Here is a 21,483-nt window from a genome sequence, read left to right as displayed (position 1 = left end):
ATCGCTACGAAACATTGGCTCAGTATAGGTTTACTTCACCTTTTGCGGCGCTTCCTCATGGTGAGCGTCGGGATTGTGGGCAAGTTCTTGAACACGCTTACGTGCGCCAAACCAGCCAATCACCAGTAACAAAGCAATCAGCGGAATAGATGCAATGGTATAAGTTCCGTTCGGGTAATCGAACCCCATCAATACCAATACGCTAAACAGGAAGAGCAGGGTTAACCATGAGGTAAATGGTGCGCCAGGTAATTTAAAGCTAACGTCTTCAGCTTTCCCCTCTTTAATCGCTTTACGCAAGCGCATCTGGCAAACCATGATAAATGCCCAGGAAGAGATAATCCCCAGTGAGGCAACATTGAGAACTATCTCGAACACTTGTGATGGCACAAGATAATTCAGTACCACACCAATCACATATATCCCAAGCGTAACCAATATCCCGGCATAGGGTACATGCTGCTTGCTCATTTTCGACATGAACTGAGGTGCTGAGCCACCCATGGACATTGAACGCAAAATACGCCCGGTGGAATAGAGGCCAGAGTTTAGGCTGGAAAGCGCAGCAGTCAGAACCACCATATTCATGATGTCGCCAATATATGGCACACCGAGTTTAGAGAAAAATGTCACAAACGGGCTTTGCCCTGCCTGGTAGGCGTTCCATGGCAGCAATAAAACCAACAGTGTCACGGAGCCGACGTAAAAAAGCCCGATACGCCAGATAACGCTGTTAATCGCTTTTGGCACCATTGTTTTTGGATCTTTGCATTCACCCGCTGCCGTCCCCACCAGTTCGATTGAAGCAAAAGCAAACACCACGCCCTGAATAAGCACTAATGCAGGCAGTAACCCATGCGGGAAGAAACCACCGTTATCAGTAATTAAATGGAAACCTGTCGTGTTGCCATCAAGCATTTTCCCGCTGCCAAGGAATACCGTTCCGACCACCAGGAAGGCGACGATTGCGAGGACTTTTATCAGCGCAAACCAGAACTCCATTTCTGCGAACCATTTCACGCCGATCATATTCATGGCACCGACAATACCCAGCGCACCGAGAGCAAATACCCACTGCGGGACATCGCCAAAAGCGCCCCAATAGTGCATATAAAGTGCCACGGCGGTGATATCGACAATGCCGGTCATTGCCCAGTTCACAAAGTACATCCAGCCTGCTACGTAGGAGGCTTTCTCACCGAGAAACTCACGGGCATAAGAAACGAAACTGCCGCTCGAAGGGCGATGAAGTACCAGTTCACCTAGCGCGCGTAAAATGAAGAAAGAGAAGATGCCGCAGACCAGATAGACGATTGCCAGAGCCGGGCCTGCCATTTGTAGACGTGCGCCAGCGCCCAGGAAAAGCCCTGTGCCAATTGCGCCGCCGATGGCAATCATCTGTACCTGGCGGTTACCCATTGCTTTGTGATACCCGGAATCATGCGAATTTAGCCAGCGGCGTTTAGCTGCGTGCTTTTCCGCTTCCGTTTTGTGTGTTGTGTTCATGTAGACCCTGTTCCTTTGTTTAAAAGACCCCTGTGTAATGCCTGACATTTTTATAACTTCAACGCCATGACAAAATAGGGCGACAGATCCTATCCATAAATGGTTAAGGACGCTAACGTCTTTTTTCAAAGAGTACAGATTGTAGCGGTTATTCGAAGATGGCCTGCAACTACACAGGCCATCGCTGAAGAAGGGACGTTAGCGGCGTTGCCAACTTAACTGGTAGTGATAATGCTGCTTATCAAGCAAGTATTCCGGTGAAACGCTTGGGCTCCAGGAGTCATCGCCACCAACACCCATATGGAAACCATCCAGGTTTAAGCAGGTGCCTGTTTCTGCCACAAGCAAATGGCGATGCGAGGTTTCGCGCAATTGTTGTTGGCTAAAGCGGCTGATATTGAAGTGGAAATTCCCGCGCCACTGGTTGCCGCCGTATTCCAGTATTTGGGTATCGCAGCGCAAGCCATTCTCCGTTGGGAAAACATACGGTGTGTACAGTTCTTCCAGTGGAAGCTGCCAACTATCGAAGAGGGCAGATTGCTTGCGATCGGGGTAGTTTTCATGGGGCCCGAGCCCGAGCCAGCTCACTTCAGGATACAATTCCGCTAACTGGCAGGTCAGGCCAATGCGCGCAGGTGGCGGTGTGCCATAAGCAATTTCAACATCAACGCTGACGTGGAGTTCGCCCTGGCAGTCAATTCGCCAAAGCTTACGGCTGATAAACAGCGTTTTGCCGTTGTGCTGCCAGCTATGAACGGTGCGCAGCTGCACTTCATTGTCCAAAGCCTCCGCTTCGCAGCTCTCCACACGCCGCTCAAGCTCATACATTCCTGCTGCCTTCCAACGCTCGACCCACGCGTTCGGGTCAATGCGCGTCACTTCGCTGACGCCAATATCGTTATCTAACGGCGCGCGGGTGAACTGATCTTGCAGCGGTGTGATGAGCGCAGGTTGCTGTGCTTTCCACCACTGGTTTAACAAACCGGTTTCGCGGTTGAACTGCCAGTGATGCAGGCCGAGGCGAATATCGAAATGGCAGTTACTGGTTGTCAGTTCAGGCACTTTACCATTAAAAGGCAGCGGGGTTGCGTTGAGAATACTCGGCAGTTGCCACTGATCCCATGCACAAATATGCCCGGCATCAGACCAGTCTGTGGCGTTGGTTTGCAGCACTTTTACCGTCAGCCATACGTCACCGGAACGCTCGATGGTTGGCAGTGAATCAAAGGTAATTGTCTGCTTACCCTCTGGCGCGATATCGAGCAGCACTTCACCTTCTGCGAGGGGTTCACCCGCTTGCGAAACCTGCCAAATCAGGCGTTCGTTATCGCTGTGACGGAACAGATACTCGCTGGTTATTTCGAGGCGCAACGGGGTTTCACGATGAAGTTCAAACTGGAAAAACTGTTGTGCTTGTTGTGCTTCATACAGTGCCGGATGCGCTGTGCGGTCGGCAAAAACAAGGCCGTTCATGCAGAACTGACGATCGTTTGGTTTGTCGCCAAAATCCCCACCGTAGGCTGAGAAGGGTTCGTCATTTTCATCGTGTTTAATCAGCGACTGATCGACCCAGTCCCAGACAAAACCACCTTGCAGCCGCGGGTGCTGGCGGAATGCCTGCCAGTATTTATGGAAGCCGCCAAAACTGTTGCCCATGGCGTGGGCATATTCGCAAAGGATCAGCGGGCGGGTTTCATCCGGCATACCTATCCACTTTTTAATGGACCATTTAGGCACTGCCGGGAAGGGCTGATCCTGGTCAACACGCGCATACATTGGGCAAATAATATCGGTTGCCGCGCTGTTGGCACCACCACCTTCGTACTGCACCGGACGGGTGGGGTCGACAGATTTTACCCAGCGATAAAGTACATCATGATTGGCACCGTGACCGGACTCGTTACCAAGCGACCAGATAATAATTGATGGATGATTAATATCGCGTTTCACCATACGAGTGACACGTTCCATCATCGCGGGCAGCCAGCCAGGATCGTCACTCAGGCGATTCATCGGCACCATGCCGTGTGTTTCAATGTTTGCCTCATCTACCACGTACAGGCCGTAACGGTCGCACAAGCGATACCACAACGGGTGATTTGGGTAATGGGAACAGCGCACCGCGTTGAAGTTGTGCTGCTTCATCAACAGAATATCCTGGCGCATGGTTTCCACATCCATCACCTGGCCAAATTCCTGGTGATGTTCATGGCGGTTGGTACCGCGAATCAGCAAAGGTTTGCCGTTGAGTTTCAACAACCCTTGATGGATTTCGACTTTACGAAAACCCACGTCATAAGCTTCTGCCTCTATTGTCGCGCCTGCGCTATCCAGCAAAATAACGACAGCACGATAGAGGTTGGGGATTTCCGCACTCCACAGCAGAGGGTTTGCGACAGGCATTCGGAGGGTGGTGCGGTCGTTATATGCTCCACGTTCATCAATAATCTTGCTGACCAGCGCTTGTTGCCGCTCACTCACGCATTCGTCACCGCGCCACAGCTGCACTTTTACCTGTAACGCGCCGTCGGTTTCGCCTTTCACCGCAACAGCTGTTTCCAGTATCGCATGGCTGAAATCTTCGTTTAAATGGGTGGCAATGTGCACATCGCTCAACTGGGTGGAAGGTTTATGCAGTAGCGTCACATCGCGGAAAATACCGCTCATGCGCCACATATCCTGATCTTCCAGATAACTTCCATCACACCAACGTAGCACCATCACCGCAATGCGGTTTTGCCCCGCATTAAGGACTTCACTGAGGTCAAATTCAGAGGGCAGGCGACTATCCTGTCCGTACCCGATCCAGTGGCCGTTACACCAAAAATGGAATGCCGAATTCACTCCATCGAAAATAATCCTCGTCTGACCATCATCAAGCCATGACTGTTCGACATTAAATGTGAGCGAGTAACATCCGGTTGGGTTGTTTTGTGGCACAAATGGCGGTGTAACCGGAATGGGATAGGTGACATTGGTATAAATCGGGGCATCAAAGCCATGCATTTGCCAGTTTGATGGGACTGGTAAGATTTGAGCATCGGCTAAATCAACCTCAAGCCAACTTTCGGGAACACACTCGGGCTGAGTGAAGTAGCTAAACTGCCACTCACCGTTAAGACTGCGCAGACTTTCAGATGATGAGTCGACGCGTGCGGCGAGAGCATCATGCCAACTGGAAAATGGTGGATGGGCAGGCAAGCGATTTAATTGCGTCACTGCTGGGTTCTCCCAGTCGCGTCGCCCAAGGATCGCGGCCAACGTGGCCGCAACAGAACCCGATCTGATGGTCATACTTGATGTTCCTTTACATTTTTGCGAAGCGCTCACAATTATTGATTAATATGTTTTTTACCTGCGCAGATGTAAAGCAGTAAAACAACTTCAGGTGAGCCGATTCACAAAAATCACTTCAGACGCGCGACCTGGTGGGCAAGTACCGCAAGCGCGTCGGCCAGGGCTTGTGGTGACACAGTTTCAGAATTTGGTGCTGCCGTCGTTTTACGCTCAATAAGCGTGACGGGAAGGACGGTGGCATGGCCCGGTAATGCGGGCGTGTGGATTTGGGCAATCAGTTGGTCAACGCTGGTATTCCCCAGTGCTTTGAAGTCTTGCTTGATGGTAGTGAGCGGCGGGATAAAACAGGCGCTGTCTTCGGTATCGTCATAACCCACCACTGAGACTTGCCCAGGAACGGATAAGCCTGATTCATTGAGTGCGCGTAATGCACCTAATGCCATTTGATCGTTAGCGACCAGCAGGGCGGTAAACTTCGATCCCGTACTAATGAGCGCCAGTGTCTGGAGATAACCGGAGATTGAACTCCAGTCACCCTGCAATTGCGCGATAGCCATCAGCTGATGCTTTGCCAGAGCCCGTTGCCAACCTTCCAGACGCAGGCGGGCTGAAACTGAGGTCAACGGCCCGCTCAGTAAAGCAATATGCTGGTGGCCTTGTTGGACGAGATGAGTTACTGCCAACTGCGTGCCGGTGGTGGCATCGAATGTGATGCTGTGGGTATTGAGAGTCGGGGATACATCGAGGAACAATACCGGCACATTGCCGCACATGTCAGTGATGGCTCGAACCTGGTCATCTTCCAGAGGAATATTCACAATCAGCCCATCAACCCGCTGGGAGAGTAGGCTATTCACTGCACCTTTGCAGGCACTCAAATCAGGCTGCTCAATCATCGATATCACCACGTTAAAGTGGAGTTTGCTGGCCTGAGACTTAATGGCTGCGGCGATTTGCGACGGAGCGTGGAGGGACAAATTGCTGGTCACAAGCCCAATCGTTTGGCTTAGTTTTCCGGCCAGTTGCTGCGCCACCCGGTTAGGAACGTAGTTAAGTGCCTGCATCGCTGCTTCGACTTTACGGCGCGTTTTATCAGAAACGTGCTCTGCCTGGTTGATAACCCGCGAAACGGTCTGATAGGAAACATTGGCATGTTTTGCCACATCATAGAGAGTCATCGACTTGGGTTTCATGGCGCATCCTTCTGGCACTTTATTTCCGGGGGATAGTCTACAGGCCTGTTGTAGCCAGAGCATTATCGATCATTTGCCATGAAAAAAACGCTTTATAGTAAAGACATCGGATTTTAAGAGGTTGAGATGATGACTTTCGAGCGACAAACCTATTTTGCGCGTATCGGTTTTCATGGTGAAGCCATACCCACCTTAGAAACCTTGCAACGTATTCATCTGCTGCATGCTTGTTCCATTCCTTTCGAAAACTTAGATGCGCTTCTTGGTCGAACCATCAGGCTTGAACTCGATAATGTTTTTGAAAAGCTCGTCGTTGCTGGTCGAGGCGGTTATTGCTATGAGCAAAATGCTTTGCTGCGCGCAGCGCTTGAAGACATTGGTTTTGAAGTGGAAGACCTGGCGGCGAGAGTGTTGATCACGCAACCGCCTGAAATGCCACCAAGAACGCACCGCCTATTGCTGGTGACGATAAATCAACAGCGTTATCTGGCTGATGTAGGATTTGGCGGGAAAACGCTGACTTCCCCTTTGCGGTTGGAAACTGATGTTGAGCAGCCTACGGCGCATGGTGTCTATCGCTTAACGCATCTGGATGGCGATTACTTGCTGAGCATCAAACAACAAGATGGCTGGATGCCTCTGTATCGGTTTGATCTGCAACCCCAATATTTCAGTGATTTTCAGGTTGCAAATCACTATGTTTCGACCTGGCCTGAATCGTATTTCCGTCATCATTTAATGTTGTGTTTGCATAAACCCGATGGCACAACGTTAACGCTGAGTAACCGGCAGTTTAGCGGTGAGCAACGCGAAGAAATGGTTGATGAGAGGGCGGTGTATCAACTGCTACAAGAAAAATTTGGTTTGCGACTGGACCACGAGCAGTACGGTATCAGCTTTGATGAGTTTGCCCCCATCTGCCCCAAATGATTTTCTGTTGCTATAACCTGATTGTTTAACGTAAGAATAGAGTTCGCCATTCAAAGGAGATCTGTTGTGCCGCATATCACCGTAAAACACTTCCCGCGTGAGTTGACTGAAGAGCAAAAAGAGGCGCTTGCCGCTGATATTTGTGCCGTGCTGAAGAAGCACTTTAATTCATCTGACGAGTCGCTCTCTGTTGCGCTAACACCTATCCAGAAAGATCGCTGGAAAGAGGATGTCTACGATAAAGAGATAGCTCCGGCACTGGATACTTTGGCCAAAAAACCGGGTTACAGTATGTAGCGTTACTCCATAGTCGCTCTGTTATCCGGAGCGGCTATGGCTCTTTAGTTTTTGGTCACATCACTCAACAGCACGGCAATACTCTTGCCACCCTCGTTTTGTTCAAGTGCTATTTTCACCGCGATAGTCAGTGGAACCGACAGTAGCATTCCCACCGGGCCCAGCAACCAGCCCCAAAAAATCAGCGATAAGAAAACCACCAGAGTCGATAAACCCAATCCTCGCCCCATCATGCGTGGTTCGATGATATTGCCAAACACCAGGTTGATGGCCAGATAACCGGCAACGACAAGCAGCGCATCATACAGTCCACTAAATACCAGCACCTGTGCAACCGGTGGGATTGCTGCGAGAACGGAGCCAATATTGGGAATATAGTTGAGCGAGAAGGCGAGTAGCCCCCAGACAAAGGCAAAACGCACATCCAGCATGGCTAACATTATCCAGACCACCAATCCCGTCACCAGGCTGATAGCGGTTTTTAGTACAAGATAATGGCTGACGCTGTCTAAAGCTCGCTGGATAGCACCCATGCCTTCTGCCGGCCGAGACATCAATTGTTGGAGCTTTACCGGCAATTGCGGTACTTCAATCAACATAAATACGACGGTCAAAAGCAGCAAAAAGATTGAGGTCATCGCGTTGGAAAGCTGCGTGATAAGACTTGTGACTAACGTCATTGCCGCGTTAGGGTCGATATACTTAACCAGTTCATCCACCGACACAGAAATCCCGACCCGTTGCAGCCACGGGTCCAATGTTTGCAGAGGTGAGATTAGCAAGGAACGGTATTGTGGCAGCGTGCGCGTCAGCTCATTAAGCGTGGTTCCCAGGTAGGCGAGTAACACAGCCATAAAGAAAATAATTACTGAAATGACGAAGGTAATCGCCAGCACGCGCGGGACCCGTATGCGCTCCAGACGACGAATCATTGGATTGAGGATAATGGCAATAAACAGTGCCAGAATAAATGGCACGATGATCTCGGCAGCCACTTTTATACCCGCAAGGATGATGACTAACATCCCCAACATAATGACTGCTTTTAATCCACTTAACGTAATAATGGGTTTTGCCATTATTGACGGTCTCCATCAAAATAATCCGTTCCTTAATTGTGTATATAGTACGGGTGAGGAAAGGAGGGGTATACACTTATTTTCTGCTGCACAAGCGTAAAGAATTGAAAAGGGAAGTCAGGCATCTTGCGAAATATGGTACAAATTCAGCGTGTTTGACTACTGAGGACAATTTACTATCCGCAACTGATGAGAAGCAACACCGCGGATACGTTGTGAAAACTATGGACATTATGCTTACGAACAAGCTGTTCAAAACGTTAATAACCCATCAAGCCCCATCTTTCTCTTCTGCTTTTTCGCTTTCCGGTGAACAACACTGGCGTAACGCGCTGTAGATTCGCTCTCCTGTTTTTCCCTTGATACTTCGCTCCCCAGTTGCGTTGACTGCACCGGCTTGCTTACGGTTTTGTCGCCTTACTGGTACACGAATTATTGCGGGTAAATAAGCTTATTTTTTATTCGGCTTGTGCGCTTTATTTAGCACATTACAAGCATTAGTACGGCTATTTTCTCTATCAGGAGAGGAATCATGATCTATTGGATATTATTAGCATTGGCTATTATTGCCGAAATTACCGGCACGTTATCCATGAAATGGTCCAGCGTCAGTGATGATAATCTCGGCTATATTTTTATGCTGTTGATGATCACCTTGTCTTATATTTTATTATCATTTTCGGTTAAAAAAATCGCCCTTGGCGTCGCGTATGCCATGTGGGAAGGAATTGGTATTTTATTTATTACCCTTTTCAGTGTTCTGTTGTTCGACGAATCGATCTCGCTACTGAAAATCATCGGTCTGACCACGCTGGTGGTGGGAATTGCTTTGATTAAATCGGGAACCAGCGCTAAAAAAACGCGAACGGTAAAACCAGCAAAGGAGAGCGAACATGCAATCATTTGAATGGGTTCACGCGCTATGGCTGTTCCTGGCAATCGTGTTAGAAATTGCCGCTAATATTTTCTTGAAACACTCTGATGGTTTTCGCCGTTTTGGCTATGGCATATTGTCGCTGTGTGCAGTTCTGGCAGCCTTCAGCGCGCTGGCGCAGGCAGTAAAAGGAATTGAGCTGTCGGTAGCTTATGCACTATGGGGTGGCTTCGGCATTATCGCCACCGTGGCGGCAGGCTGGATTTTATTCGGCCAACGTCTTAACCGTAAAGGCTGGGTAGGGCTGGTTTTATTACTCACGGGCATGGTGCTTATCAAACTGGCTTAAAAGAAAACCGCCGGGAGTGATACCCGGCGGTGAAATTATTGGCTGGCTAAACTCTGTAGCTGGTCACGAAACCCGGTCACAGAAATCGCACGATTATCAGCCCGATAACGATCTTTCGCAGCAGGCGCTGAGCTTTGTACCGCAATCAGCTGCCAACCATTTTCCGTTTTCAGCATCAAGGGTGAGCCACTATCACCAGGCAAAGTATCGCACTGATGTGAGAGTACAGTTTTCTGTGCCCAGCCGGTAATCAGGCAATCGTTATGGGTATAGAGATCGTCCAGATGATCCTCGGGATAACCCGACTGTGTGACCTTACGATTCTGATTTTTAAGCGCTTCAGTTAGTGCGTCACGGTCACCCTCAAACAATGGCAACGGTGTGATACCAGAAGGCGGGTTGTGCAAAATAATCAGACCAAAATCATGAGGCGCCGCACTGGCGGGGACAATCCAACCGTCACCATCGGGTTTAAGGCGACGACCCAGCGTAGATTCAACCCGGCCTTCAATATCATGAATTTCATAACGCCATTTGCCTTTATTAGATACAAAGCGCAAAGCGATGGCTTTATCGGGTTTTCCACGGGGTGGTTGTAGCAAACAGTGCCCGGCGGTAAGTGCCAGGTGAGGGGAAATTAAGGTCGCGGTGCAAAGATTGCCGCTGGCCGTCTCAAGTTGACCGATAGCATCCCACGGCGGTGTTGCGGGATCATTCACTCTTGTGCGGTCATCCTTGCCAAAAAACAGCGTTTTGACATTTGCAGCACTTTCGTCATCAGCATGAGAAAGGGCAGGCAACAAGCACAGTACACCTAACAACATCACAACTTTTTTGCGCATATCACTCTCTGTGGGGCGATTAATTTTGATTGTTATATAAACCCAGCGAATGGACTAACTATAGACGGGTCGCACAAAAAGTGGGAGTAAAAAGTCATTACAGCCAGAAGCTTAGCGTAATAATGCCGCAAAGAATAAGCAGCGTGAGGATGATTTCAAAGCTGTAGCGTCGCAACATCATCCAGACTCCGGAAGTAAACACCCGGCGAACCGGGTGTTTTTAACCGTCATACTTCAGGTTATCGGTGTGTTGGCGTCGGTCGTTCACCCCAGTCACATAGTTATCTACGCTTCTGGGGACTCACTTACTTGCCACCTGCCGACAACTCGAATTATGCAGGTTAGTAGTGTGGCTATGCTTTCGGGATAACCCCGATAACCTTATGCAGCTGGCTGAGTTGCAGGTTTTGCTGCTTCAGTTTTAGCGGTAGGTTTTTTGTGGTGCTTTTTAGCAGCCTGGGCTTTCTGTGCAGCTGGTTTTGCCGCTTCAGTTTTGGTTACTGCTTTTTTGTGTTTTTTAGCAGCCTGAGCTTTCTGTTCGGTCTGCGCAGGTTTTGCTGCTTCAGTTTTCTTCACTTCTTTTTTGTGCTTTTTATGATGAGTAGTTTTTGCAGCAGGGGCTTTAGCTGCAGCAGAAGTGGTAGCAGGAGCTGGAGTCGCAGTAGTTTCAGCAGCGAAAGCAGCAGAAGACAGACCCATTGCAGCGGCAACAACCAGAGCTAGTACTTTATTCATCTCGACATCCTCAATTCATGTTTGAATTTATGTTTCTTTGAAGCCCTGCGGGGCCGTTGAGATGAACTATAGACTTGTGGATCAATGCGTTCAGTGAGTGATTGGTTTCGGCGTGTAACGGTTTGTACACGCCGGGGAATTGATGACGAAATTCCTTCGTAGGTCGGATTAGCGCAGCGACATCCGACATAACCTGCGTCAATGGTGGATGTCGCTAACGCTAATCCCCCCTACAATCCGAATTATTTAGGGCGCGGACAGGTGAGGAAGATTAAAGATAACGCGCTTCTAAATGTTTGCGGAAATACAATGGGTTAAGGTCTTCACCGGTAGCGTTGGTGATAAGTTCTGACGTTGTGAAGCGACTGCCGTGTTGCCAGATATTCTGACGTAGCCAGTCGAACAATGCGCTGAAGTTTCCTTCCGAAATATCGCTTTCGAGCTGTGGCAGCGCAAGTTTTGCAGCATTGAACAATTGAGCGGCATACATTGCGCCCAGCGTGTACGAAGGGAAGTAACCGAAAGCACCGTCAGTCCAGTGAATATCCTGCATACAGCCATTGCGGAAGTTATTTTTGGTAGAAAGCCCCAACCATTGCTGCATTTTTTCATCCCACAGTGCCGGGATGTCTTCCACTTCAATTTCGCCGTCAATCAGCGCGCGCTCAATTTCGTAACGCAACACAACATGGGCTGGATAGCTCACTTCATCCGCATCAACGCGGATAAAACCACGCTCAACACGCTGGTTAACGGCAATAAAGTTTGCCGTCTCAAACGCAGGTTGTTTGCCAAAGCGCGATGTAACCATCGGCAGCAGCAGTTTAAGGAACTCTTTGCTGCGACCCAACTGCATCTCAAAGAAGAGACTTTGTGACTCATGAATCGCCGTGGAACGCGCAAGAGCAACAGGCTGACCGAGCCATTCACGTGGCAGGTTCTGCTCGTAACGCGCATGGCCCGTTTCGTGGATAACGCCAAACAGTGCGCTGACCAGATCGCTTTCATCGTAACGTGTGGTGATGCGTACATCTTCCGGCACTCCACCACAGAACGGATGCGCGCTAACATCAAGCCGGCCACCGTTAAAATCAAAGCCCAACAGCTTCATGGTTTCCAGGCCAAGCTCGCGTTGGTCGTTCGTGGCGAATGGGCCAACAGGAGTTATGACCGACTCTTTTGCTTGTTTATCGACAACTTTTTGCAGCAATGCTGGCAACCAGGTGCGCAAGTCACCAAACAGAACGTCAAGTTTAGCGCTGGTCATCCCTGGTTCATAAATGTCTAACAGCGCGTCGTATGGAGATTTCCCCTTTGCTTCGGCGCGCAGTTTTGCTTCTTCACGGCTAACACGAACCACTTCTTTTAAATTGGTAGAAAAACCCTGCCAGTCGTTGGCTGGGCGTTGCGTGCGCCAGCCATGTTCACAGTGCGTCCCAACCAGCGATTTTTCTTCTACCAGTGAGGCGGGTAATAGAATGGCTTCCTGGTACTGGCGTGTCATTTCACGCAGGTTTGCACGTTCTACATCATTCAAATTTTCCTGAACCGCGGCCTGCAATAGCGTGGCGATTTTTTTATCGGTCAGGATTTGGTGCTGCAAAACACTCAGTTCGGCCAGGGCTTCGCCGCGCGCTGTGCTGCCGTTCGGTGGCATATTGGTGAACATATCCCAGCCAGCGATGGCTGAGAGATGTCCAAAACGGGAAAGACGCTGGAAGGTGCGGGTGAGATGATTATAGTTTTGCTTTTCCATAGAGCCTCATAAAGAGATGGTTTACGCTGCGAAAATAGCAAAAAGCCATCCCGAAAACGAGGCCGTAACGGGGTTATTGTGCGCGATGATGCAAACGTGTCCCCACCATTAAGGAGATGACCAGGAGTGAGCCAATAAAACTCGCGACTCCCGGCCAGCCAAACTGGTGCCAGAACACACCGCCAAGCGTCCCGGCAAGACTTGAACCAAGGTAATAGCTGAATAAATAAAGTGACGAGGCTTGCCCTTTTGCGCGTTTAGCTCGCGGGCCAATCCAGCCACTGGCGACGGAGTGTGCGGCGAAGAATCCAGCAGAAAAGAGCAGCATGCCGATGAAGATAATCGGCAGCGGTGAAAAGACCGTTAACACCAAGCCTGCCAGCATCACCGCGGTGGAAAAGACCATCACCGGGCCACGGCCAAATTTTGCGGTCATTGCCCCGGCTTTTGGCGAACTCCATGTCCCGGTCAAATACGCTACCGACAAAAGCCCGACCACCGCCTGGCTTAAATACCACGGCCCCTGCATCAGGCGATAACCAATGTAGTTAAACAGGGTGACAAACGCCCCCATCAGCAAAAAGCCTTGCGCAAATAACAGCGGTAGCCCCTGGTCACGCCAGTGCAGTCGGAAGTTGATAAACAGCGTTTTTGGCCGCAGCGAAGAAGGGCGAAAATGTTTTGATGCTGGCAGTATTTTCCAGAACATTAATGCTGACGCGAGTGCGAAGCAGCCAATAGCTGCAACCGCAATCCGCCAGTTAAAGAAGTCGGTCAACACGCCGCTTAACAGGCGGCCACTCATGCCACCAATCGAGTTCCCACTGATATACAGCCCCATCGAAAATGCCACTACGCTTGGGTGGATTTCTTCACTCAGATAAGTCATGCCAACCGCAGCAACACCGCTAAGAGACAGCCCAATCAGGGCACGCATCACCAATATGCCGTGCCAACTTGTCATCATGGTGGAAAGCAGCGTGCAGCATGAGGCGAGTAATAGCGCCGTAACCATCACGGGTTTACGACCAATGGCATCAGACAGCGGGCCAGTAAAGAGCAGCCCAATCGCCAGCATAGCGGTAGAAACAGATAGCGAAATACTGCTACTGGCCGGTGAGACTCCAAATTCATGAGAAAGAACCGGCAGTATTGGTTGTACACAATAAAGCAGCGCGAAGGTGGCAAGTCCTGCGGAAAAGAGCGCAAGCGTAACGCGCATAAATTGAGGTGAACCACGCTTGATGTAAGTGACCGGCTGGGGAGATCGTCTTTCGTCAATATCTGCTGCCGGGGCGGTGTTGACGAGGGTTGTACGGCTCAAAATCGGTCCTTAAAAATCCACAAATGAAGTCTTCTTTTCAGAGTAGAAAATTGTAATTGTTCTGTCTAATATATTAATAATCTCAATTAATATTTTAAAAGTATGAATATTGAATTGCGCCATCTGCGTTACTTTATTGCCGTTGCTGAAGAGCTGCATTTTGGACGGGCTGCCGCGCGTTTACGTATCTCTCAGCCACCTTTGAGCCAGCAAATTCAAATCCTGGAACAGCAAATTGGTGCGCGTCTACTGGCGAGAACTAATCGCAGCGTGAATCTGACCGCCGCAGGCAGCCAGTTTTTGCAAGATGCCCGGCAGATTTTAAGCCAGGTTGATGCAGCGGCAGGGCGCGCAGCCCGGCTTCATCAAGGGGAAACCGGCGAGTTGCGTATTGGTTTCACCTCATCCGCGCCCTTTATTAAAACGGTATCCGATAGTCTTTCGACATTTCGCCGCAGCTACCCGGACGTACATCTCCAGATGCGGGAAATCAACACTCGCAAGCAAATTGCACCGTTAAACGACGGTGAACTCGAACTCGGTTTAATGCGCAACACGCGGCTTCCGGATACGCTCGACTGGAGTCTGGTTCTACGTGAGCCACTACTGGCAATGGTGCATCGTGACCATCCGTTGGCCCAATGCTCAAAAATTTCACTGCAACAGCTCGCACATGAACCTTTTGTCTTCTTTGACCCGCTCGTTGGGACCGGGCTGTATGAGGATATTCTCGGCCTGCTGCAACGCCACGGGATTTCACCCTACATCACCCAGGAAGTGGGCGAGGCTATGACGATTATTGGGTTGGTGTCCGCCGGGTTAGGGGTGTCGATACTTCCGGCTTCATTTAAACGCGTCCGTCTATCTGAAGTGGTGTGGCTACCCATTGATGAGCCGGAAGCGCAATCTGAAATGTGGCTGGTTTGGCCAAAGCACCGTGAACTTTCTGCGGCGGCACTTCGCATCTCTGCGCTGCTCACTGAGTCAATAACGACGTTAAAAGAGGGTTAATACAGCAGATTATGTGCGGTAAATCACAACCCTACCTAAATATTTGACTCCTTCACTTGAAGTGTTTCACCATAGCCCAAAGTTTATTTCGAAGCGCGAAAATAAAGGGAGTCGCAAGTGGTTGCTGATAGTCAACCGGGCCATATTGATCAGATCAAGCAAACTAATGCGGGCGTAGTTTATCGCTTGATTGATACCCATGGGCCGGTGTCGCGCATCGATCTTTCTCGCCTGGCGCAACTTGCGCCTGCCAGCATCACGAAAATTGTTCGTGAAATGATTGAAGCTCATCTGGTGCAGGAAACGGAAATTCAAGACCCCGGTAGCCGGGGCCGTCCAGCAGTGGGTTTGATGCTGGAAACTGAAGCATGGCACTACTTGTCCGTGCGTATTAGTCGTGGGGAAATCTCGCTTGGCCTGCATGATTTAAGCAGCAAGCTGATAGTTGAAGATACGGTTGACCTTGCTATAAATGACGCACAACCGCTTATTGAACGAATCATCGCGCAGATTGACCAGTTCTTTATCCGCCATCAGCAAAAACTTGAGCGCCTGACGGCGATAGCTATCACTATGCCGGGTATTATCGACACCAAGCGCGGCATAGTGCATCGGATGCCGTTTTATGAAGTCTGTGATATGCCGCTCGGTGAGATTCTGGAGAACTATACCGGTGTGCCGGTCTATATTCAGCATGACATCAGCGCCTGGACGATGGCGGAAGGGCTGTTTGGCGCCTCAAAGGGCGCTCGTGATGTGATTCAGGTTGTTATTGATGATAACGTCGGAGCCGGTGTGATTACCGATGGCCGCCTGCTCCATGCGGGCAGTAGCAGCCTGGTTGAAATTGGCCATACGCAAGTCGATCCGTATGGTAAACGTTGTTATTGCGGTAACCACGGTTGCCTGGAAACGATTGCCAGTATCGACAGCGTGCTTGAGTTGGCGCAGCTTCGCATGAGCCAGTCGATGGGTTCCATGCTGCATGAGCAACCTCTGACAGTCGAGTCTCTCTGTGATGCTGCATTAAGTGGCGATCTATTAGCGAAAGATATCATTCTCGGTATTGGCACTAACGTCGGCCGTATACTTGCGATAATGGTGAATCTGTTCCATCCACAAAAAATCCTGATTGGTTCCCCGTTTAACCGAGCCGCAGAGATTCTGCATCCGGCAATCACCAGTTGTATTCGCCAACAAGCACTCCCTGCATATAGCGAACATATGGTTGTTGAAAGTACCCAGTACAATCATCGTGGAACAATGGCGGGCGCGGCGCTGGTAAAAGATGCAATGTATAACGGTTCATTATTGATTCGCTTGCTGCAAGGTTAATGTCATTGCCTGATCCACTAAAAATTGCGCTATCTCAATCTGGTCGAATGACTATTCTTTTAGACTTTCACTCCTGAATTATTCAATTTTTAATCACTCATACCCTGAATAATTTGAGTTGCGGGCGGGCTATAACCACACCTGCAACCTTAAGTTTGATGGGTACTTAAAGCATTACCTTGGGAGTTAGTCATGCTTACGCGTTTCTTTATAACGGGTACCGATACTGCAGTCGGGAAGACTGTGGTTTCTCGCGCCTTGTTGCAGGCTCTTGCAGCCAGTGGCAAAAGTGTCGTCGGCTATAAGCCGGTAGCCAAAGGCAGTAAAGAGACGCCAGAGGGCCTACGCAACAAAGACGCGTTAGTTCTACAAAGCGTTTCCACTGTCAATTTACCTTATGAAGCCATCAATCCTATCGCTCTTAGCGAAGAAGAAAGCAGCGTGAGCCATAACTGCCAGATTAACTATTCGCTGCTGTCTGATGGGCTTCAACGTTTGGCCGGGCAGGTGGATCATGTTGTTGTCGAAGGCACTGGCGGCTGGCGCAGCCTGATGAACGACTTACGTCCATTATCGGAGTGGGTGGTTCAGGAACAGTTACCGGTGTTGATGGTGGTTGGGATTCAGGAAGGCTGCATCAATCATGCCTTACTGACAGCTCAGGCGATTGCCAATGATGGCTTGCCACTGATTGGTTGGGTGGCAAACCGTATCAATCCAGGGCTTGCACACTACGCAGAAATTATCGATGTATTAAGCAAGAAATTGCCTGCACCGCTGGTGGGCGAACTGCCTTATTTGCCTCGAGCTGAGCAGCGTGAACTGGCAAATTACATCGATTTATCCCGTCTTAGCAGCGTTCTGACTGTAGACCGTTTGCGGGCGTAACCAGCGCGAAAGTGCTGAAGCAATTACGCACGCCAGCAGTAAACCGGGGAGTAAAGTAAATTCCCCGGTCATTTCACAAACCATCAATGTGGACATAATCGGTGCATGCGTAGTCGCCGCTAAAAGCGTTGCCATTCCGGTTAATGCCAGCAAAATAGCGATACTATCGCCGCTCCACGTCCAAATCCCAAACCATTGTCCGACCAGCATTCCGAGCGCGGCACCCACAAATAGTGTCGGTGTGAACACGCCACCGGGTGCGCCTGAACCGCTACTTGCCAGCACCGCTGCTAGTTTGTAAACCAGAATCCCTGCCACAAACAGCAGCGCCGGAGGCTGAGAAAGGAACGATTGCACCACGCTGTAACCATTTCCCCAAACCAATGGTGTAATCAGCGAAAGCAGCCCAACCAGCAAACCACCCAGCGCCAGTTGCAACGGCGGCGTTAAATGCAAACGTTGGAACAATTTACTACTGTGGGACATCAGCCAGAGTAATAACGGCCCGGCGACACCGGCTATCACACCGAAGGTTGCCATCAGCAAATACTGTATAGGTTGCGGAGCGCTTAACGCTCGCACGGTATAAAGCAATGTTTGTTCGTCATTGAGTAAATGAGTCATCAACAAGGCGCTGACGGCGGCAATCACTACTGGGCCCAGCGAGGCGAGCATCAGTGTGCCAAACAGAATCTCTGCGATAAACAAACTGCCCGCTAGTGGCGCGTGATAAGCACTTGCCATCCCGGCGGCAGCTCCGCAGGCGACCCATAGTTTCCATTCATCTTTATTGGTGAAACGCTGGGCGAATACCGAAGCAAACACGGTGGCCAGCAGGATCATGGCCCCTTCACGGCCAATGGCGCTGCCGCTTGCTACCACAATCAATGACGCGGTCGATTTGACCAGACTTGCGGATACATCAAGACGCCCATCGCCGGTTTCGATGGCTTCCATATAGTCGGTGGGAGCAGAAGGGCGCTGGCGTGTGGCGCGTTGCCAGCCCCAAAGTAGTGTACCCGCTAGTAAACCACCAATAGCCGGGGTGAGTAATCTGCGCCACGGCGGGAGTGCTGCAGCGGCTGCAACCAGGCTTCCACTATGGTCGCCAAGGAAAAGGCCTTCAAGGAAATACATTGACTGGCGAAACAGCCAGACGACTAATGCAGAGGCAACGCCAATCCAGACGGCGAATATTAGCCGTCGAAGCATGCCTTTCATATCGGGGAAGTGGTTTAGATGGTGCATCCAGGTATTGTAAGGTGGATGAGCGTTAGCGTCATCCACCGTTTGTTGCTGTTTTGTCGGATGTCGCTGGCGCTAACCCGACTAATGTTGGCGTTGTTAAACTACGAAATATTCAGTGCTCGGCGGGTGCGGCCTGAACTAAGGTAATCGGCGATATAATCTTGCGAAATTTCACCGCTGTAGCGGCCATCTTCGTCAGTAATCGGCATCCATACCATGTTGTGCTCGTAGAGTTTAGATAGCACAATTCGCAGGTTATCTTCCGCACGCCCGGTCACGCGGAACGGATGCAGTAACTCAGAGCAAGAACCGATTGCCCCACGCGCTTCGCGGCGCTTCACAAAGCCTAATGGCTTACCTTCACCATCCACAACGGTTATCGAGCGCATGTCGTTATCATCCATAGTAGAAAATGCCTCCGGTAACGGTGTGGACTCACGCGCGGTAATTGTCGGTTGTTGGTCGGTGACGTCACCTGCCTGAACCAACAACAGGCGTTTCAGGGTGCGATCCTGGCCAACAAACGAGCCTACAAATTCATTGGCAGGCTTAGCTAAGAGTTCATCGGGACTGGCACATTGCACAATTTTCCCCTGACGGAATACGGCGATGCGGTCACCCAATTTCAGTGCTTCATCAATATCATGGCTGACCAGCATGACTGTTTTCTTCAGTTGACGCTGCATTTCCAGAAATTCATTCTGGATTGCTTCACGGTTGATAGGGTCGACCGCGCCAAACGGCTCGTCCATCAGCAGCACCGGGGGATCCGCCGCCAGGGCACGAATCACACCGATACGTTGCTGCTGGCCGCCTGACATTTCACGCGGATACCGGTTCAGGAACTTGCTCGGGTCAAGCGCCACCATGCTCATTAATTCGCTGGCGCGTTCTTTATAGCGCGCTTTATCCCAACCCAGCATTCGCGGCACGACGGTAATGTTTTCTTCAATCGTCATATTCGGGAACAGACCGATTTGCTGGATAACGTAGCCAATATTGCGGCGTAGCGTGACGGTATCCAGCTCGTTAGTGTTTTTACCGTTAATCAGAATATTGCCGCCGGTTGGGGCAATCAGGCGGTTAATCATCTTGAGCGTAGTGGTTTTACCGCAGCCGGAAGGGCCGAGCAGCACGCACATTTCGCCTTCAGGCACGTTCAGGCTGACGTTATCAACCGCGTTAAACGTCTGGCCGTTTTTCTGAACGAACTGTTTGGTGAGATTTTCTAGTTTAATCATTATCGAATCCCCTTAGGAGTCAGCACCAATTGAAGGCGGTGCAATAACCAATCAAGCACAATAGCCAAAACACAAATCATCACCGCACCGGCAATCAACATACGGATGTCGCTGCTGCCGATACCGTTTAGCAATAACAAACCTAAGCCGCCAGCACCGATCACCGCAGCAATCGCCATCACACCAATATTCATGACCACTGCGGTACGAATACCACCAAAAATCACCGGTAAAGCCATTGGGATTTCAACCCAACGCAGGCGTTGCCAGAAGGTCATGCCGATACCGCGTCCCGCTTCGCGTAAGCCGGGCGGCAGGCTATCTAATGCGGTGTGCGTGTTGCGTACAATAGGCAAGAGCGAATAGAGGAAGACAGCGGTAATGGCGGGGAATACGCCAATCCCTTGTCCAACCAGCGAAAACAGCGGAATCATCAGGCCAAACAGCGCGATAGACGGGATCGTCAGCACGATGGTGGCGATACCCAAAACGGGCGTGGCGAGCCATTTGTGGCGCACAATTAAAATTCCCAACGGCACGCCAATAACTATCGCCAGCCCCACAGCTAATAAGACTAGCCACAAGTGTTGTAGAGTCAGACTGCCAAGATAACCTGCGTTATCAATCATATAATGTAACGTTTCCATGATGCCTCCTTAGAGCAAGCCTTTGCGCTGCAGGAATTCTTGCGCAACTTTTTGTGGGGTTTCATGGTCGATATCCACTTTGGCATTCAGGGTGGATATCACGTCGTTATTGAGTGATGCGGAGAGGGTGTCGAGAGCCTCCTCAAGCCCAGGGTTCGCCGCTAACGTCTCTTTACGCACAACAGGCGTCACGGCATAACTTGGGAAGAAGCCCTTATCGTCTTCCAGCACTTTTAGATCAAAGCCTTTCACGCGCCCGTCCGTGGTGTAAATCAACCCAGCATCCACAAACCCATCGCGCACTGCGTTATAGACAAGGCCTGGGTCCATTTGGCGAATCTGCGGTCTGTCGAGCGGCATGTTGTAGGCGTGCTGCAATGGCTTCATGCCATCGCTACGCCCGGCAAACTCCAGGTCTAGTCCGAGCATCCAGTTGTTGTCCGGGTCTGTTTTGCGGATTTGTTCAATTTTTGCCACCAGTTCCGACATGGTATTGATGTTCTCTTCTTCAGCGCGTTTGCGCTGCATCGCGAAGGCGTAGGTGTTGTTCATATCGGCAGGTTTCAACCACACCAATCCGAGTTTGGCATCGAGTTTTTTAACGGTGTCGTAGGACTCCTGTGGGGTCATACGTTTGTTGATGTGATTAAAAATAATCAATGAGGTACCGGTATATTCCCAGGTCATATCCACCTGTTTGTTGATCATCGCATTACGGGAAATTACGGTGGCAATGTTGGTCTGCGGCGTCACCTGGAAGCCTTTCTTACGCAGGTACTGTGTGGTCATGGCAGACAAAATATGTTGTTCGGTAAAGCTTTTTGTTGCCAGCACGATAGGTTCGGCTTTTGCTGCGCCTGCAAATAACAGCGTTGTGGTGAGTGCGGCAAGTAACGGTTTAAATGGTTTCATGACGGGCTCCTTTTTATTG

General features: G+C 50.2%; 21 protein-coding genes. 8 read left to right on the top strand and 13 right to left on the bottom strand.

The features are described from left to right. Positions 1-30 precede the first annotated feature (30 nt). The 3 genes from ansP to LVQ76_RS08320 form a co-directional block, all read right to left on the bottom strand. On the bottom strand, positions 31-1,506 hold the full coding sequence (ansP, locus tag LVQ76_RS08330; protein ID WP_232921403.1) for an L-asparagine permease: 1,476 nt from the start codon (positions 1,504-1,506) through the stop codon (positions 31-33). Positions 1,507-1,704: 198 nt separating this feature from the next. Then, positions 1,705-4,800: a beta-galactosidase gene (locus tag LVQ76_RS08325; RefSeq protein ID WP_232921402.1), complete on the bottom strand. Its 3,096-nt coding sequence runs from the start codon at positions 4,798-4,800 to the stop codon at positions 1,705-1,707. Positions 4,801-4,913: 113 nt separating this feature from the next. Next, complete coding sequence (locus LVQ76_RS08320) at positions 4,914-5,996, bottom strand: LacI family DNA-binding transcriptional regulator (protein ID WP_232921401.1); 1,083 nt, start codon at positions 5,994-5,996, stop codon at positions 4,914-4,916. Between the two features lie 126 nt (positions 5,997-6,122). Between LVQ76_RS08320 and LVQ76_RS08315 the strand changes: the two genes are divergently transcribed. Together LVQ76_RS08315 and pptA are read left to right on the top strand one after the other, a co-directional pair. After that, on the top strand, positions 6,123-6,926 hold the full coding sequence (locus LVQ76_RS08315; protein ID WP_370640072.1) for an arylamine N-acetyltransferase family protein: 804 nt from the start codon (positions 6,123-6,125) through the stop codon (positions 6,924-6,926). Positions 6,927-6,992: 66 nt separating this feature from the next. Then, positions 6,993-7,223, top strand: coding sequence for a tautomerase PptA (gene pptA, locus LVQ76_RS08310; protein WP_034455817.1), 231 nt, complete (start codon positions 6,993-6,995; stop codon positions 7,221-7,223). 44 nt (positions 7,224-7,267) lie between these two features. Here the strand turns inward: pptA and LVQ76_RS08305 are convergent, their stop codons facing one another. Next, a complete protein-coding gene (locus tag LVQ76_RS08305; RefSeq protein ID WP_232864441.1) occupies positions 7,268-8,302 on the bottom strand; it encodes an AI-2E family transporter in 1,035 nt (344 codons plus the stop codon). 224 nt (positions 8,303-8,526) lie between these two features. Between LVQ76_RS08305 and LVQ76_RS22465 the strand changes: the two genes are divergently transcribed. From LVQ76_RS22465 to mdtI, 3 genes are all read left to right on the top strand, one after another. Continuing rightward, positions 8,527-8,640 (top strand): protein YdgV, encoded by a 114-nt coding sequence (locus tag LVQ76_RS22465; RefSeq protein WP_502258064.1) that lies wholly within the window; start codon positions 8,527-8,529, stop codon positions 8,638-8,640. A gap of 191 nt (positions 8,641-8,831) precedes the next feature. Further along, the gene (gene mdtJ / locus LVQ76_RS08300) at positions 8,832-9,209 is read left to right on the top strand and encodes a multidrug/spermidine efflux SMR transporter subunit MdtJ (RefSeq protein ID WP_232864516.1); all 378 of its coding nucleotides are present in this window, start codon (positions 8,832-8,834) and stop codon (positions 9,207-9,209) included. Further along, entirely contained in the window at positions 9,196-9,525 is a 330-nt protein-coding gene (mdtI, locus tag LVQ76_RS08295) for a multidrug/spermidine efflux SMR transporter subunit MdtI (protein ID WP_232921400.1), read from the top strand. Before mdtJ ends, mdtI begins: the two co-directional genes overlap by 14 nt. A 35-nt stretch (positions 9,526-9,560) precedes the next feature. On the opposite strand, the gene LVQ76_RS08290 is transcribed toward mdtI, so the two are convergent. From LVQ76_RS08290 to ynfM, 5 genes are all read right to left on the bottom strand, one after another. Next, entirely contained in the window at positions 9,561-10,367 is an 807-nt protein-coding gene (locus LVQ76_RS08290) for a trypsin-like serine peptidase (RefSeq protein ID WP_151993309.1), read from the bottom strand. 97 nt (positions 10,368-10,464) lie between these two features. Then, positions 10,465-10,569, bottom strand: a complete 105-nt coding sequence (gene ydgU / locus LVQ76_RS22460; protein WP_456061802.1) for a small membrane protein YdgU — start codon at positions 10,567-10,569, stop codon at positions 10,465-10,467. A 179-nt stretch (positions 10,570-10,748) separates the two neighbouring features. Beyond that, entirely contained in the window at positions 10,749-11,102 is a 354-nt protein-coding gene (gene asr, locus LVQ76_RS08285; RefSeq protein WP_232921399.1) for an acid resistance repetitive basic protein Asr, read from the bottom strand. A 271-nt stretch (positions 11,103-11,373) separates the two neighbouring features. Then, on the bottom strand, positions 11,374-12,858 hold the full coding sequence (locus LVQ76_RS08280) for a carboxypeptidase M32 (protein ID WP_232921398.1): 1,485 nt from the start codon (positions 12,856-12,858) through the stop codon (positions 11,374-11,376). 73 nt (positions 12,859-12,931) lie between these two features. Next, the gene (gene ynfM / locus LVQ76_RS08275) at positions 12,932-14,182 is read right to left on the bottom strand and encodes a multidrug efflux MFS transporter YnfM/SxtP(Kp) (protein ID WP_232921397.1); all 1,251 of its coding nucleotides are present in this window, start codon (positions 14,180-14,182) and stop codon (positions 12,932-12,934) included. Between the two features lie 102 nt (positions 14,183-14,284). Between ynfM and ynfL the strand changes: the two genes are divergently transcribed. From ynfL to bioD, 3 genes are all read left to right on the top strand, one after another. Continuing rightward, entirely contained in the window at positions 14,285-15,193 is a 909-nt protein-coding gene (ynfL, locus tag LVQ76_RS08270) for a multidrug efflux transcriptional activator YnfL/SxtR(Kp) (RefSeq protein ID WP_151993313.1), read from the top strand. Between the two features lie 117 nt (positions 15,194-15,310). Beyond that, the gene (gene mlc, locus LVQ76_RS08265) at positions 15,311-16,528 is read left to right on the top strand and encodes a sugar metabolism global transcriptional regulator Mlc (RefSeq protein ID WP_232864445.1); all 1,218 of its coding nucleotides are present in this window, start codon (positions 15,311-15,313) and stop codon (positions 16,526-16,528) included. Between the two features lie 192 nt (positions 16,529-16,720). Next, positions 16,721-17,416 carry a dethiobiotin synthase gene (bioD, locus tag LVQ76_RS08260; protein ID WP_034455805.1) on the top strand — a complete coding sequence of 232 codons (696 nt, stop codon included), beginning with the start codon at positions 16,721-16,723 and terminating at the stop codon, positions 17,414-17,416. Here bioD and clcB read toward each other — a convergent pair. The 4 genes from clcB to osmX all read right to left on the bottom strand — a co-directional run bounded on the left by clcB (position 17,369) and on the right by osmX (position 21,464). Continuing rightward, positions 17,369-18,664 carry a voltage-gated ClC-type chloride channel ClcB gene (clcB, locus tag LVQ76_RS08255; protein ID WP_232921431.1) on the bottom strand — a complete coding sequence of 432 codons (1,296 nt, stop codon included), beginning with the start codon at positions 18,662-18,664 and terminating at the stop codon, positions 17,369-17,371. The two genes, bioD and clcB, sit on opposite strands and share 48 nt — an antisense overlap. Positions 18,665-18,765: 101 nt before the next feature. After that, a complete protein-coding gene (osmV, locus tag LVQ76_RS08250; protein WP_232903692.1) occupies positions 18,766-19,905 on the bottom strand; it encodes an osmoprotectant ABC transporter ATP-binding protein OsmV in 1,140 nt (379 codons plus the stop codon). Next, positions 19,905-20,552, bottom strand: a complete 648-nt coding sequence (gene osmW, locus LVQ76_RS08245; RefSeq protein WP_232864448.1) for an osmoprotectant ABC transporter permease OsmW — start codon at positions 20,550-20,552, stop codon at positions 19,905-19,907. The genes osmV and osmW overlap by 1 nt, the downstream gene beginning before the upstream one ends. Before the next feature lie 9 nt (positions 20,553-20,561). Further along, complete coding sequence (gene osmX, locus LVQ76_RS08240; protein WP_232864449.1) at positions 20,562-21,464, bottom strand: glycine betaine ABC transporter substrate-binding protein; 903 nt, start codon at positions 21,462-21,464, stop codon at positions 20,562-20,564. Positions 21,465-21,483: the final 19 nt, after the last annotated feature.

Source organism: Buttiauxella cochleicola (assembly GCF_021283185.1).
GTDB classification, from domain to species: Bacteria; Pseudomonadota; Gammaproteobacteria; order Enterobacterales; family Enterobacteriaceae; genus Buttiauxella; species Buttiauxella massiliensis.
This window is presented reverse-complemented; position numbering and strand designations above follow the sequence as displayed.

Coding starts and splice junctions, on each gene's coding strand:
- ansP (WP_232921403.1), bottom strand. CDS start 1,506: ATGAACACAACACACAAAACGGAAGCGGAAAAGCACGCAGCTAAACGC.
- LVQ76_RS08325 (WP_232921402.1), bottom strand. CDS start 4,800: ATGACCATCAGATCGGGTTCTGTTGCGGCCACGTTGGCCGCGATCCTT.
- LVQ76_RS08320 (WP_232921401.1), bottom strand. CDS start 5,996: ATGAAACCCAAGTCGATGACTCTCTATGATGTGGCAAAACATGCCAAT.
- LVQ76_RS08315 (WP_370640072.1), top strand. CDS start 6,123: ATGATGACTTTCGAGCGACAAACCTATTTTGCGCGTATCGGTTTTCAT.
- LVQ76_RS08305 (WP_232864441.1), bottom strand. CDS start 8,302: ATGGCAAAACCCATTATTACGTTAAGTGGATTAAAAGCAGTCATTATG.
- LVQ76_RS22465 (WP_502258064.1), top strand. CDS start 8,527: ATGGACATTATGCTTACGAACAAGCTGTTCAAAACGTTAATAACCCAT.
- mdtI (WP_232921400.1), top strand. CDS start 9,196: ATGCAATCATTTGAATGGGTTCACGCGCTATGGCTGTTCCTGGCAATC.
- LVQ76_RS08290 (WP_151993309.1), bottom strand. CDS start 10,367: ATGCGCAAAAAAGTTGTGATGTTGTTAGGTGTACTGTGCTTGTTGCCT.
- asr (WP_232921399.1), bottom strand. CDS start 11,102: ATGAATAAAGTACTAGCTCTGGTTGTTGCCGCTGCAATGGGTCTGTCT.
- LVQ76_RS08280 (WP_232921398.1), bottom strand. CDS start 12,858: ATGGAAAAGCAAAACTATAATCATCTCACCCGCACCTTCCAGCGTCTT.
- ynfL (WP_151993313.1), top strand. CDS start 14,285: ATGAATATTGAATTGCGCCATCTGCGTTACTTTATTGCCGTTGCTGAA.
- bioD (WP_034455805.1), top strand. CDS start 16,721: ATGCTTACGCGTTTCTTTATAACGGGTACCGATACTGCAGTCGGGAAG.
- clcB (WP_232921431.1), bottom strand. CDS start 18,664: ATGCACCATCTAAACCACTTCCCCGATATGAAAGGCATGCTTCGACGG.
- osmV (WP_232903692.1), bottom strand. CDS start 19,905: ATGATTAAACTAGAAAATCTCACCAAACAGTTCGTTCAGAAAAACGGC.
- osmW (WP_232864448.1), bottom strand. CDS start 20,552: ATGGAAACGTTACATTATATGATTGATAACGCAGGTTATCTTGGCAGT.
- osmX (WP_232864449.1), bottom strand. CDS start 21,464: ATGAAACCATTTAAACCGTTACTTGCCGCACTCACCACAACGCTGTTA.